Genomic DNA, 14859 nt, shown 5'->3' with positions numbered 1-14859 from the left:
TGTCAGCAACTTAACGAGCTGAATTCTTGCACTTTTTATGTCAGATTTATATCTAAATTTTGAACACCCTACCTTACAGGGCGCATTGTTATTTGCGATACTTTTACCCAGGGCGCTGCTCTGGGCTATGTGCTTCTACCCCTTCGGGGCGTACTGCTAGTGAGTCTTGCACACATTCTTATATTGAGTTATTGGGTTTTCTGCCTGCTTTTATTGTCTTCTCAAACCTTCACCTGTCTATACCGTAATCTCTCCCGAGCCGTAGCAGCGGTGGTGATGTTCGTCATACACCACGCAGAACTGTCCCGGTGCCACTCCATGAATGGCATCGTCAGAGTGAATCATCAGTCGGCCGTCGTCCAATCGTTCGATGGTGGCAGGATGATAATCGGGCGTATGGCGTATCTTGAACGTCACACTGTGCATCGGAACTTCGCATGTCAGGAAGTGGAAGTCGTGTACGGGGAAATCTTTTTTGTATGCAGTCTGCGGGTCGTAGCCGTGACTCACGTAGAGAATGTTGTGCTCTACGTCCTTCTTGATTACAAACCACGGTCCGCCACCGAATCCCAAGCCCTTGCGTTGGCCTATAGTGTGAAACCACAATCCGCGATGTTCGCCTATGCGTTTGCCCGTTTCCATCTCGATAACGTCGCCTGGACACTCGCCCAAGTATCGGCGTATGTATTCATTATAGTTTATCTGACCGAGGAAGCAGATGCCCTGCGAGTCCTTGCGCTTGGCATTAATAAGATGTTCGCGCTCGGCTACGGCACGCACCTCGTTCTTTTCGTAATGGCCTATGGGGAATATCGCCTTCTGAAGCTGCCATGACTCTATCTGTGCAAGGAAATCAGTCTGGTCCTTGACGGGGTCGGGACTCGTTACGAGCCACTTCCTTCCCTCGCTGTCCACTTCGGTCTGGGCGTAATGACCGGTAGCAATGAGGTCGTATTCGTGTCCGCGCTTCTCATGGAAAGCTCCGAACTTGATGAGCCGGTTGCACATCACGTCAGGGTTGGGTGTCAATCCGGCACGCACCTTATCCATCGTGTAGCGTGTCACTTGGTCCCAATACTCGCGATGACAGTCGACCACTTCCAGCCGGCATCCGTAACGGCGTGCTACGGCAGTAGCCATTTCGAGGTCTTCCTCCGACGTGCAGTCCCATTCCTCCTTCTCCTCCGGACCTATTTTAATATAGAAACAGTCGGGGTGTAAGCCTCTGCGCGCCAGCTCGTAAACCACTACCGAGCTGTCGACACCGCCCGAAAGCAGCACCGCAATGCGCTTTTGGCTTAAATCTGTATTTAGATAAGTTTCGTTCATACGTGCAAATGTACAGTAAAATATTGAAAAAAAACTCTTTTTATTTCGTTTTTTGTAAAGTTTGGTGTACCTTTGCATTGCTTTTTATAACTTGCAACTTACTAAAACTATATTACTAATAACATCAATTTTATGAGAAAGTTTAAACTTATTGGTTTGGCTTTTGCTGCAGTGCTCTCGTTTGGAAGCCTGACAGCAAATGCTCAGTCGCTCTCACCCAATACCAAGTGGCATTGGAACAAGGGTAAAATCGTTATTGAAACTCCCGAACGTCCTGCCGGACAGAAAGACGTGCTGGGTCTGGCTTTGCCTAAGATGAAGACCGTACGCATCGGTCTCGTAGGTCTTGGCATGCGTGGTCCTGGTGCTGTTGAGAACTTCAGCCTTATCCCTGGTGTTGAAGTAGTTGCTCTTTGCGACTTCGTTAAGGAGCGTGCAGAGAAGCAGAACGAGCGTCTGCGCAAGAACGGATTGGCTCCGGCTGCCGTTTACTATGGCGAGAAGGGATATGAGGAGCTGTGCAAGCGCCCCGACATCGACCTCGTTTATATCGCTACCGACTGGGAGCATCATGCTATCGTGGCTAAGTGTGCACTCGAGAACGGCAAAAACGTAGCCGATGAGGTTCCTTCAGCTATGAACCTCAAGGAGTGCTGGGAGCTTGTTGACCTGGCAGAGAAGAATCAGCTCAACTGTATGATTCTTGAGAACTGCTGCTACGACTGGTTTGAGATGCGTACTCTGAATATGGCTCAGGCTGGCGTATTCGGTGAGATTCTGCGCGCTCAGGGTGCTTACATCCACAACCTCGACGATTTCTGGGATTACTACTGGAAGAATCCAAATGGATCTGACCCCGAACAGCTCGGCTGGCGTTTGAAGTACAACCGCGAGAACCGTGGCGATATCTACGCTACTCACGGCCTTGGCCCGGTTGCTCAGGCTCTCGACATTCACCGTGGCGACCGCATGACTACTCTCGTAGCTATGGATACAAAGAGCGTTCACGGTAAGGAGCTCGTTGAGAAGAAAACTGGCAAGCCTTGCAACGATTTCCGCAACGGCGACCACACTACTACTCTTATCCGCACCGAAAACCATAAGGTTATCGAGTTGCAGCACGACGTTATGAACCCGCAGCCGTACAGCCGTCTGTATCAGCTCACAGGTACACGTGGTTTCGCTAATAAGTATCCGGTTGAGGGATATGCTGTCGACGCTAAGCAGCTTGCCGCTACCGGCAACGCTCCTAAGGTTGACGACCTCACATCACACGGCTTCATGCCCGATGCACAGCGCAAGGCTCTTGAGGAGAAGTACGAAAGCCCAATCTTGAAGAAGTTCGGCAAGCTCGCCAAGGAAGTTGGCGGTCACGGCGGTATGGACTTCATCATGTGCGCTCGCCTCATCTACTGTCTGCAGAATGGTTTGCCGCTCGATATGGACGTATATGACTTGGCTGAGTGGTGTGCCATCGCTGAGCTCGGTGCTATCTCTATGGACAACGACTGCGCTCCTGTTACATTCCCTGACTTCACACGTGGTTTGTGGAACAAGCAGAAGGGTTACAAGCACGCTTATGCTACTCCTGAGCAGGAGGCACAGACAGAGGCTGATGCTGATGCTTTCACAAAGGCTTTGAAGAGCGCTACTGCTAAGTTTAAGCTCTGGAACCTTTACGACAATGTACAGAAGGCTAAGACTCCTGCTGCACAGAAGAAGGCTCAGGCTGCGCTTGATAAAGCTAAGGCAAAGGCTATGGCACAGGTAGCTAAGGCTACAAAGTAATCGACAACTTTATATACGCAAAAGGGGTTCGGCAAATTACTGCCGAACCCCTTTTGCGTATATATAAAAATGTATGTTAGTCGGTGAGGCACATGTCGAGCGCATCGCAAATGGCTTTCTTGTCCATCTTCTGTCCTATGAACACCAGTTTCTGCATACGGTCGCCATACTTCTCGTCCCAGTCGCGTCGTAATCCCTCTTCGCGCTCAAGCAGCGGGAGCAGTTCGTCCTCAGGCATTGTGGCATACCATTGTCCTGCATTCTTCAGTCCCATCTGTCGACCAGCCTGCTCAAAGATGTAGCACATGTCAGGCTCGTTCTTAAACCAGCACAATCCCTTGCAGCGTATCACGTTCTTGGGCCACAGCTTGCAAACGAAGTTGTCGAAGAAGTTCATGTCCATCGGTCGGCGGGCATAATAAACGAATGTCCCGATGCCGTATTCCTCAACCTCACCGCCCTCATGGTCGTGGCCGTGATGACAATGACAGTGGTCGTGATGATGCTCATGCTCGTGGTCATGATGTCCGTGCTCGTGGTCATGATGATGATGTTCGTGGTCGTCATCGTCGTCATCATCGTCGTCGTCGATGTGTTCGTCGCCGTGATGGTGCTCTATCTCGTCAATCCATGCAGCCGATGTAGCCACTTCGTCGAAGTCGAAGCGATGGGTGTTGAGCAGCAAGTCGAGGTCTACATTGCCGTAATCGCACGGTATAATCTCCGCCTTGGGCTGCAATGCACGCACTATGTCTACAAGATGGGCGTACTCTTCGGGCGAAATCTCCGATGCCTTGTTGAGCAATATGGTGTTGCAGAACTCAATCTGCTGTATTACGAGGTTCTCAAGATCGTCTTCGTCGAGGTTCTGCTTCTGCAGATTGTCGCCGCCACCGAACTCATCCTTCATACGCAAAGCGTCCACTACGGTCACTATACTGTCAAGGCGTGGCACACCGTTTTTGATGTATTTCGGCCCTAATGTAGGTATTGAGCAGATGGTCTGGGCTATAGGAGCAGGCTCGCATATACCGCTTGCCTCGATGACGATGTAGTCGAAACGCTGTTCGGCAACAATGTCGTTGAGCTGTTCTACCAAGTCCATCTTCAGCGTGCAGCAGATGCAGCCGTTCTGCAGAGCCACAAGGCTGTCATCGTTCTGATTGACAACGCCGCCTTGCTGTATCAGGTCGGCATCAATATTCACCTCGCCAATGTCGTTGACGATAACTGCAAACTTGATTCCTTTCTCGTTTGCGAGGATACGGTTTACCAATGTTGTCTTTCCGCTGCCCAGATAACCGGTGAGCAGCAATACAGGTACATCCTTCATTATTTGTCGTTTATTATTGGTTATTTATATTTGTGGGGGCTTACAGAGGGCAAAATTACTAAAAACTTTAATACAATGACCATCTGAATGCTCTAAATCTGCTGCCATGATACGTATATTATGTTGCTATAATACATCTTTATTGTCTGCCTGTCATGGTTTTTGGAGCCTGTTTTCTGCCAAATTTGGCAAAACAATTGCTATTTTATTGCAAATTTACGACAACCGTTGACGCACATCAATAAATATAAGACAAGCGCGCAATTAATTGCTAAAACGCTTGTGCGCGAACACAAAAGGCATTAACTTTGCACATGTAAAAACGAAAGGGCTACAAAAAGGCTTCACTTCAATAGGCATTATGCCTATAATAGGTAAAAGGATTAGGATAACAAAATTAAAGAAAGGATTAGTATTATGATGATTTTCGGATTTATCTTTGCAATTTGCTGCGCAGCCGTAGTTGAGGCAGTAGTTGTAAACAACAAGATGAACGCCATGAAGTAACTCTCTCGCAGAGTTGCACATGAAGAACGTCTAGACACACATTTAAGAAAAACACGGGAGAAGGATAACACAGTGATAAACAACAAAAAATAGAGAAAGGATAACAGAATTATGATGATTATAAGTTTGATAGTATTGGCATGCGTTGTTTCAGTTGCTCAGGCATTTGTAGTTAACAACAACATGTACCTCACAAAGTAATTTTGCTACTTCAATAAGTACAAATTTTCAATTCATATATATTTACGCTAAAGCGGTTGCACGAAGTCTCTGTAAGGAGGCTGCATGCAACCGCTTTTCTTTTTCTCTCAATTAGTCTTGATAGTACACACGCTTAACACGGTTGCTGATACCGGTCAGTACCTCGTATGGGATAGTGTCTATAGTGTCTGACAATACTGTTACGGGCAGTTCTTCGCCGAAGATTATCACCTGGTCGCCCTCCTTGCAGTCGATGTCGGTCACGTCAATCATTGCCACGTCCATACAGATGTTGCCTACATATTCGGCCTTCTTGCCGTTAACGAGGCAGTAGCAGTGACGATTGCCTAAGTGGCGGTTCAGTCCGTCGGCATAACCAATAGGTATTGCGGCGATGCGCGAGTCGCGTGTCAGTGTTCCTCGGCGGCTGTATCCTATGGTTTCGTTGGCAGGAATGTCGTGTATCTGCAGTATTGTAGTCTTCAGCGTAGTCACGTTGTTTATCATAGAGTTGTCGCGTGAGTCGTAGCCGTAGAGTCCAAGTCCGAGTCGGCACATGTCAAGCTGGCGTTCGGGGAAGTGTTCAATACCAGCCGAATTGTCTATGTGGCGCAGTATCTTGTGTGGGAATGCGGCACAAAGCTGCTTGCTGCCTTTCTCGAACAGTTCAAACTGATGGGCTGAGAATTCGTCGAACGAGTCGCTGTCGCTGCCTACGAAGTGTGAGAATACAGAGCGTGGAATTATAGCCGACTGATGTTGCAGGCGGTCGATAAGCTCAGGCATATCCTTCAATGGGTCGAAACCGAGACGGTGCATACCAGTATCGAGCTTGATGTGTACGGGGAAGTTGCTTATACCGTTCTTCTGAGCCTCGCGCACAAGAGCATCGAGCAGTCGGAACGAGTACACCTCTGGTTCAAGGTCGTAGTCGAACATAGTCTTGAACGCCGACATCTCCGGGTTCATAATCATTATGTTCGATGTGATGCCGTTCTTGCGCAGTGTCACACCCTCATCTGCCACTGCCACAGCCAGATAGTCTACGCGATGGTCTTGCAGTGTCTTGGCTATTTCCACGGCACCGGCTCCGTAGGCATCGGCCTTTATCATGCACACGAGTTTGGTCTCGGGCTTCATGAACGAGCGATAGAAGTTGAGATTCTTGACGACGTTCGAGAGGTTCACCTCGAGTATTGTCTCGTGCACTTTCTGTACAAGCAGTTCGGTGATATTGTCGAATCCGAAGCGTCGTGCGCCCTTGATTAGTATCACTTCATCGCGCAATGTCTCAAACACAGTGCTGTGAATGAACGACGTAACGTCGTGGAAGAAGAATTTCTCGGGCACCTTTATCATGTCTGCATGGTCCATAATCTGCGGTCCGATACCTATAATCTTGTTCACGCCACGCTGCACGCTGAGTTTTGACACCTCCTTATAGAGCTGTTCAAGCGGTTCGCCCGTTTGGTAGATGTCGCTCAGGATGAGTGTGCGCTTGCGTCCCTTGTGGTCAGGACGGCGGTTCATGAAGTCGAGAGCAATGTCGAGCGAGTTGATGTCTGAGTTGTACGAGTCGTTGATGAGCGTGCATCCGTGCTGTCCCTCTTTCACCTCCAGGCGCATAGCTACCGGTTCCAGATTCTTCATGCGCTCAGCCAGAAGCTCGCGTGAGAGTCCGAGGTGCAGTGCCACGACGGCGGTTGTGACAGAGTTGCGCACCGATGCCTCGTCGATGAACGGCAGGTCGTATTCGCTTTCTTCACCATTATATATATAATGTATAGTCGATGTGAAGTCCTTCTTCTCCACATTCTTTACGAACAGGGCAGCCTTGGGGTCCTTCATCGACCATGCGAGGTTGTCGCCACGATAGTCGAAGCTCTTCACCACGTTGTCTACAAGAGTGTCGTCCTTGCAGTATACAATGGTCTTGGCATCGTGGAAGAGCAGAATTTTCTCACGGCACTTCTCTTCAAGCGACGAGAAGTTCTTCTGATGTGCGTCGCCAATGAATGTCAGTACGGCTATCTCGGGCTGTATGATGTCGCGCAGAGCGAGCATCTCGCCTGGTTCGCTGATGCCGGCTTCGAACACTCCCACCTGGCTCTGTTCGTTCAGAAGCCATACCGACAGAGGTACACCTATCTGCGAGTTGTAGCTGCGTGGCGAGCGAGTCACGTTGAGTTCGGGCGAGAGGAGTTGGTATAGCCACTCCTTTACAATGGTCTTGCCGTTAGAACCGGTGATGCCTACGATTGGAATGTTGTATTCGTCGCGGTGGCGTTCAGCAAGGCGTTGCAATGCTACGAGCGAGTTCTCCACACGCAGGAAGTTGGCGTCGGCATAGGTTGTGGCATAGTCCAATGGCACATGTTCCACAACGAAGTTGCGCACTCCGCGTCTGTAGAGGTCGGAAATATAATTATGACCGTCACCACGTCCCGACTTCAAGGCGAAGAACAATGTCTCCTCGGCGAAGCACAACGAGCGGCTGTCTGTTAGCAGAAACCCTATGTTGGCATCGGCATTGCCGAAGCGGTGGGCTCCTATGAGCGTTGTAACTTTTTCAATAGTATAAGTCATTTTCCGATAAATTGATATTATGTTGCAAACTTACAGATTTTCTCGCACATAAAGGCAGATTACAGGAGATTTTTTAGCAAAGAAAAGGAAAAGCTTTGCTTATTCAAACACATCTTCTACTACATTCTTTGGAAGAAATACGTTATGTTTAATACCGTCTTTAGGTGGATATTTTAGGAAAAGACAGTACACCACTTCCTTACCTTTAATGAGCGGAAGTCCTTCGCTACGTACTTTCAGGTCGGCAAACAGACGTTCTGCATAATCTGGTTCTGTCCATTTGCATTCACCAATGAGTATTTTCTTACGGTCCATTGATTCTGCCACGACATCAAGTTCCACTGATTTTTCGCGTGAAATGCTACCCCACCAACGTCCTGCTACGTTCCACAGTGTTCCGTCAACGACATTTCCGCTCACTGCATTACGGCAGAGTATTTCCCATCGGTTGGCTACAAATTCGTTCATTGTTTTCGAAATCATTTCTTCTACTACCTTGTCGCGTCCGAGTGCTATTAACGAACGGTTGGGCACCACATATCGATAAAAGAAACACATAAATGGATCGGCAACATGATATACACCCCGCTTGCTGCTGCGTGGACTCTCGCCGTATGGAATTTCGCGCTCTACAAAACCGAGATTTGTAAGTTTTTGAAGCGGACGACTTAGTTCTGTTGCAGGTTTGCCGAGCTTTGCTGCTATCTCTGATATCTTGTTTACGCCATTGCCGATGAGCGAGAGAAGCGTTGACGACAGTGTCGTTTGTTGAAAGTCGTCCATAAAGAGCCGTGCAGGTTCTTCGTATAGTGTCCCGTTAACATTCACAATGTTGTATTTTATAGCTTCTGCCATACTTGTTTCCTTTTCGCGCAGTTCCCAATAGCGTGGCACACCGCCCCATACTGCATACTCTTCTACTGTATTCAAGGCATTGGTCTGCAATATTTCTTGTAGGAATCGTACATGAATAGGTTCGAGTTTAATTATGTTATCGGCACGTCCATACAGTGGTTCGGCAGCATCGAGTACAAGTCCCTGCATCATTTGTTGCGACGATCCACATAGTACGATGTTATAGCGTAAGGATTTTGAATCGATTAGTTTTTGAAGAATCGACGGCAGGGTACGGTCGCTCTTGACAAGCAGCGGAAACTCATCCATACATAGGCAGAACTTCTCGTTGGTGCGATAGTTGGCTTGAGTTAGGAGCGATTCCCAGTCTGGATATTCCACTTTGTCAAAACCTTCGAACTTTGTGGCTAGAAGACGTGCAAGCAAACGTCTCTGCTGGCTGCTCTCTGAATTGTCAGCCATAAAATATACGTCGTCATTATTGAACACACGCTTTATGAGTGTCGACTTGCCTAATCGTCTACGCCCATATATAACGCTTAAGCCAGTGTCTGCTGATTCATGCAGACACTTGTGCAGTCGCTTTTGTTCTTCTATTCTGTCTACAAACTTCATTTATTCAAATATTATGTTTTGCAAAAATAATGTTTTTCAAACATAATAACAAGAGAAAGCGACATTTTTTTATATTTCATCAATTGTCGTGGAATTTGCCTCGATAAACATTGAGTCGTCCATTTCGGCAAGCGACTTCTTCTTCTTGTTTTCCTTTGCTCCTGCCTTAAGCAGATTGCGGGCGGCAGTGATGATGCTTGCGCCACTGTCGGCGGTTGTTATTTTCAGTTTAGCGATTTTCTTTATGGTGTCGTTCATGCTTGTCTCCACGTCGCCGAATCGCATGCCGAAGTCCTGCACACGGTCGATTACGGTGTTGGCGGCATCCATCATGGCTTGCTGGTTTTTGAGCTGTCGCACTTGGGTCCACATCATTTCTAGCACGCGCAGGTTCATGTACATGGTTTGCGGACCAAGTATCATCACTCCTTCGTCGTAAGCCTCGCGCCACAGAGTGTTGTCGTTGAGCAATGCGAGATTGAGCGCACCCTCAATGGGCACGTACATTATGGCGAAGTTGAGTTTGTTGTATCCGCTTGGCAGATACTTGGTATATTCCTTCTTTGCCAGTCGCTTCACCTGGGCTCTTACGCTTGCGATGTGCGATTTCAGATATTCAGTCTTCTCGGGAGTTCCGTCTTCGGCGTTCATGTAGCGTTCGTAGTCGGTCAGCGACATTTTTGAGTCAACTACAACGTGGCGGTTGTTGGGGAAGTGTAGTATGAAGTCGGGTATCAGTCCCTTTCCGTCGTCGCCCTTAGCTGTTTTTCCTGCCTTGTCTTTCAGAGTCTCCTGTGTGTCAAACTGTTCGCCCTCCTTCAGTTCGAGGTCTTCGAGCAGCTGCTTCAGTTTCAATTCGCCGAAGTTGCCCTGCACCTTCACCTCGCCGGTTAGTGCACGGGTCAGTCGGTCGGCTGTCTCACCCAAAGCCACGCTCTTCTGCATGTTTATTTTTATAGTTTCGTCAAGACGTGTGAGTGCTTCGCTCTGCTGTTCCTTTGATTTGTCGAAGGCCTCCTGCATATCTTTCAGACTCTGTTGCAGAGGGTCAATTATCTTCGATACCTGTTCCTTGTTTCGCTCGCCAAGTTCTTCTTGACGGCGCTTCAGTATTTCCTCCGACGTAGTCTGCATCTGCTCGCGAATGAGCTGGAGCTGGCTGTCCACTTGCTCCTTGTTCATCTGCTTCAACGTTTCAATCTGCTTGTCGGCATTGTCCTTGGTTTGTGCAAGCTGCTTGTCGTGCGAATCCTTCAGCTCTGCAAGTTGCTTGTCGTACGCCTCCTTGATGTCTGCCAGTTGTCGGTCGAACGATTCTTTCAGTTCGGCTTCTTTCTGCCTGTTGCGTTCGGTTTCGGTTTCGAGCGATGCTTTATAGTTGTCGGCATAAGCTTTTTGTACGTCGCGTTCGGATGTCAGCGTCTTGATTTGTTCGGTCTGGCTCTTGCTTCCCAACAGATATCCTACCGCTGCCATGACTACAGCAGCAATGCCTAAAATTATGTATACTATCATATATTATTGTATTGTGATTAGTTGTTTCAATGGTTATTTCTTCGTATTCTCTTTTCGTCTTGAAGCCATAAGATTCTGCAATACCACGCTCAGTATCACCATTGTGATGCCTACATAGAATGAAACGTTCAGCTCACGACCCTCACCAAATGCAGCGAAAGCTATGAGAATGGTGTAGCACGGCTCAAGGTTGTAGGTGAGGTTGACGGTGAATGCCGAGAGTTTCTTTAGCACAATGATTTGCAATAGATATAGACCTGCCGTGCAGAACAATGCCAGACACAGAAGCCACCATAGGTTGTCGCCTTCGGGTATAACCATTACGGGTTGTGACGAAGGATAAATCATCAGATAGAACGGTATGATGATGCTCACGCCAATCAGTCCGCCCACCATCAGATATAATAATGCGGTGCGCGACTTGATGTCCTGGCAGGCTGTCTTGTTGGTTATGGCATATAGCGAGCACACGGCTGCCGATAGCACACCAATGATGATACCGGTTCTATAGCGGGTGTCGAACGAGAAGATGCAAGCCAGTCCTACAATGGTGATAAGCGCCAACAGCATATCCACAATCGAAAATCGCTTGTGCAGAATCATCGGTTCGAATATGGAAGTGAAGAAGCAGATGCTGGCAAAACTCACCACACCGATTGATACATTACTCGCTTTGATGGAGGCATAGAACAATATCCAATGCAAACCGAGCAACGTTCCGCAACCTGCTATTTTCAGAAATTTCTTGAATTCAATATGTGGCAGACCCGTAAATACGAGCAGAATCATCGTTGTGAATACAAGTTGATACCATGTCAGGGTCGTCTCGTTGAGTGTAACGAGTTTGCCGAATAAGCCTGTAAAGCCTGCAAGCATTACACTCAAGTGTAGTTGTATGAATGCTTTCTTCAATCCTGTTTGTTCCATGTTTTTTAGTCGATAAATAACATGGCAAAAGTACAAATAAAAAACGAGACGCTCAACCCTTTCCTCGTAATTATTATTATGGCAGGTCTTTCCACATCTCGCCCAACATGGCAGCGCCTCCGAATCCGTATTTCTCCAATTGTGGAATACGCTGGCGTGTGACGCCTCCCAATGCCACTACTTTGTGGTCGATAATGCCTTGTGCCGATGCTTGGCGCAGGACTTCGTCGCTGAATGCCGAATGGTAGCCTTGTTTGGATATGCTGTCGTATATAGGACTAAGGAATACGTAGTCCATCTTTGGTTTGCGCTCAATAACTTCTTCTAATGAGTGGCATGAGCACGACAGACTGCCGTGATGGTCGGCTGGAACGGTATTGTTGCGGCGGTTGAGGTGGATGCCGTGCAACTGAAACTCCTTGCACAATTCAAAATGATCGTGTACGACGATACGTTGCAGCCATCGCTTGTCCACAGCCTCAAGCAATAGTCGGCACTCGTCTGTTTGTGAGTCGGGCTTGCGAAGATGCAGCAAGTCAATACCGTTCTCAAACAGGCGGTTGATGGCTGAGGCTTCGTCTGTGAAAAAATGGGGTAGGGTGATGGCGATGGTTTTCATTAGTTGAGAGTTGAAAGTTTAGAGTTGAGAGTTTAGAGTTGAGAGTTTTGATTACCTATATCAAACATTATTTATAATGCATAAATAGAAAAGCATATCATAACTCTCAATTCTCAACTGAGAAAACTCTCAATTCTCAACTATAAAAGAATTATTTCTTAAGTTTCTCGATAATTAGTTCGGCAACCTTCTTGCCTGACATGAGCATACCGCCGAAGATAGGTCCCATACGTGGAGTGCCGGCTACGGCTGAAGAAGCCATACCGCAAACGTACAGACCCGGATAGATCTCGCGTGTGCCCTCTACTACCTGACGCTCGCCTTCCTCTACGTCGAGTGAACGCTCGCCGATAACGCCGCCAGTTGAGGTCTCAAGACGGATGCCGTTCTTGCGTGCTACAACCTTGCACATCTCTGAGTCGTGACCGGTACCGTCGATAACGCACTTGGCCATGATGTTAAGCGGATCGACGTGCAGACCCTCGCGCAATACCGGAGTCCAGTTTACTACAACACCGCTCACCTTATTCTCCTTGAACACTACGTCCTCTACCGAGTAGCAGTTGAAGATGGTGGCACCAGCGTGTACTGCGTGATACAGCAGCGATGATGTGCTCTCTACAGAGTCGATGGTGTAGAGTCCGTCCTCAAACGGATGGTAGTTGATTTCGAAGTCGTTAACGATGTCCATTGCCTCTTCCTGAATAACAATCTGGTTGAACATCATTGCACCACCCCACATACCGCCACCAGGCGACAGCTTACGGTCGAACTGTGCTACTTTCAGTCCTGCCTTGGCAAGATAGTAGGCTGCTACGATACCTGACGGACCGCCGCCAACGATAGCGACGTCGAGGTCGAGGTTGTTCTGGAGTTTGTCAAAATAGGTAGTTATAATACCTTTTGATACTTGTGTTTCAATCATTGCTTTATATTGTTAATTGTTGATTTTATTACTTGGTTTCGTCGCAAAGTGTGTGGCTGATACGTGCTGCGCAGAAGTTAGGTCCGCACATGGTGCAGTAGTTGGCGTCCACCTTGTTGGTTGTGCGATAGTACTCCTCGGCGCGCTCGGGGTCGAGCGAGAGGTTGAACTGGTCTTTCCAACGGAAATCGTAGCGTGCCTTTGACAGAGCGTTGTCGCGTATTGTGGCACCGGGGTGTCCCTTGGCAAGGTCGGCTGCATGGGCGGCAATCTTGTATGTCACTACGCCTGTGCGCACGTCGTCCTTGTTGGGCAGCGCCAGATGCTCCTTCGGAGTTACGTAGCAGAGCATGGCTGTGCCGTACCATCCTATCATGGCTGCACCGATGGCTGATGTGATGTGGTCGTAGGCAGGAGCAATGTCGGTTACGAGCGGACCGAGTGTGTAGAAGGGTGCACCGTGGCACTTCTCTATCTGGCGCTCCATGTTCTCCTTTATCTTGTGCATTGGCACGTGGCCCGGACCCTCGATGAATGCCTGCACGCCCTTAGCCCAAGCACGCTCTACAAGCTCGCCCATTGTGTCGAGCTCGGCAAACTGTGCTGCGTCGTTGGCGTCGTAGGTAGAACCGGGGCGCAGTCCGTCGCCCAACGAAATGGCAACGTCATACTTTGCGCAGATGTCGCATATGTCGTCGAAGTGGGCATAGAGGAAACTCTCCTCCTGATGTACCTTGCACCACTTTGAGATGATGCTGCCGCCACGGCTCACGATGCCCGTCAGACGTGTGTCGGCGAGGTTGATGTTCTTCAGACGGATGCCGCAGTGGATGGTGAAGTAGTCAACTCCCTGCTCGCATTGCTCGATGAGTGTGTCGCGGAATATCTCCCATGTCAGGTCCTCTGCCTTTCCGTTCACCTTCTCAAAAGCCTGATACATAGGCACAGTGCCTACTGGTACGGGGCAGTTGCGCAGAATCCACTCGCGTGTCTCGTGAATGTTGTCGCCCGTAGAGAGGTCCATCAGAGTGTCGCCACCCCACTTGCAGCTCCACACTGCTTTCTCCACCTCTTCGTCAATGCCCGAAGTGATGGCTGAGTTGCCGATGTTGGTATTGATTTTCACGAGGAAGTTGGTGCCGATAATCATCGGTTCTGACTCCGGGTGCTTCTTGTTGGCAGGTATAACGGCGCGTCCTGCTGCCACTTCGTCGCGCACAAACTCCGGTGTGATACGCGTCTCGATGCCAAGTTCGCGGCAGTTCATGTTCTCACGAATCGCCACGTACTCCATCTCCTGCGTTATCACGCCTTGGCGTGCAAGCGACATCTGTGTGTCGCCTTCCTTGCGTGAGTCGATCCAAGCCTGACGCAAGTGGGGCAGTCCGCGTTTCAGGTCAATCTCGATGTTTGGGTCGCTGTACGGACCACTTGTGTCGTAGATGTAGACGGGAGCGTTGGGTGTCTCAATGCGCTCGCCTCCTACAATCTTCACTGTAGGTTTCTGATGAACCACGCGCATGCCAACACGCAGGTCCTTGTAGATTTCTCCCTTCATGTAAACCTTCTCTGAAGAAGGATAGGAGAATTTGATGTTGTTGTTCATAATGATGTAGTAAGAAGCCCCACCCCCAGCCCCTCCCCCGCAGGGAGGGGAGC

10 protein-coding genes are annotated in these 14859 nt (G+C 48.8%); 1 reads left to right on the top strand and 9 read right to left on the bottom strand.

Annotated elements, in window-relative coordinates; genetic code table 11:
• Positions 1-237: 237 nt before the first annotated feature.
• Entirely contained in the window at positions 238-1329 is a 1092-nt protein-coding gene (gene mnmA, locus I6E38_RS12075) for a tRNA 2-thiouridine(34) synthase MnmA (protein WP_235394226.1), read from the bottom strand.
• A 132-nt stretch (positions 1330-1461) separates the two neighbouring features.
• On the opposite strand from mnmA, the gene I6E38_RS12070 reads away from it, so the two are divergent.
• Positions 1462-3117 carry a Gfo/Idh/MocA family protein gene (locus I6E38_RS12070; protein ID WP_235394225.1) on the top strand — a complete coding sequence of 552 codons (1656 nt, stop codon included), beginning with the start codon at positions 1462-1464 and terminating at the stop codon, positions 3115-3117.
• 76 nt (positions 3118-3193) lie between these two features.
• Here I6E38_RS12070 and I6E38_RS12065 read toward each other — a convergent pair whose 3' ends face one another.
• The 8 genes from I6E38_RS12065 to thiC form a co-directional block, all read right to left on the bottom strand.
• Complete coding sequence (locus tag I6E38_RS12065; RefSeq protein WP_235394224.1) at positions 3194-4450, bottom strand: GTP-binding protein; 1257 nt, start codon at positions 4448-4450, stop codon at positions 3194-3196.
• An 819-nt stretch (positions 4451-5269) separates the two neighbouring features.
• On the bottom strand, positions 5270-7744 hold the full coding sequence (locus tag I6E38_RS12060) for a bifunctional UDP-N-acetylmuramoyl-tripeptide:D-alanyl-D-alanine ligase/alanine racemase (RefSeq protein ID WP_235394223.1): 2475 nt from the start codon (positions 7742-7744) through the stop codon (positions 5270-5272).
• A gap of 99 nt (positions 7745-7843) precedes the next feature.
• Positions 7844-9214 (bottom strand): ATP-binding protein, encoded by a 1371-nt coding sequence (locus I6E38_RS12055; protein ID WP_235394222.1) that lies wholly within the window; start codon positions 9212-9214, stop codon positions 7844-7846.
• A gap of 69 nt (positions 9215-9283) precedes the next feature.
• Positions 9284-10729, bottom strand: a complete 1446-nt coding sequence (locus tag I6E38_RS12050; RefSeq protein ID WP_235394221.1) for a DNA recombination protein RmuC — start codon at positions 10727-10729, stop codon at positions 9284-9286.
• Between the two features lie 33 nt (positions 10730-10762).
• Positions 10763-11656, bottom strand: coding sequence for a DMT family transporter (locus tag I6E38_RS12045; protein ID WP_235394220.1), 894 nt, complete (start codon positions 11654-11656; stop codon positions 10763-10765).
• 76 nt (positions 11657-11732) lie between these two features.
• Entirely contained in the window at positions 11733-12275 is a 543-nt protein-coding gene (locus I6E38_RS12040) for a thiamine phosphate synthase (protein WP_235394219.1), read from the bottom strand.
• A gap of 151 nt (positions 12276-12426) precedes the next feature.
• A complete protein-coding gene (locus tag I6E38_RS12035) occupies positions 12427-13200 on the bottom strand; it encodes a sulfide-dependent adenosine diphosphate thiazole synthase (protein ID WP_235394218.1) in 774 nt (257 codons plus the stop codon).
• Positions 13201-13228: 28 nt separating this feature from the next.
• Entirely contained in the window at positions 13229-14806 is a 1578-nt protein-coding gene (gene thiC, locus I6E38_RS12030) for a phosphomethylpyrimidine synthase ThiC (protein ID WP_235394217.1), read from the bottom strand.
• Positions 14807-14859: the final 53 nt, after the last annotated feature.

Source organism: Leyella stercorea (assembly GCF_021531355.1).
Classification (GTDB): Bacteria; Bacteroidota; Bacteroidia; order Bacteroidales; family Bacteroidaceae; genus Prevotella.
Note: the sequence above shows the minus strand (reverse complement) of the source record. Positions and strands in the feature narration are given on the sequence as shown.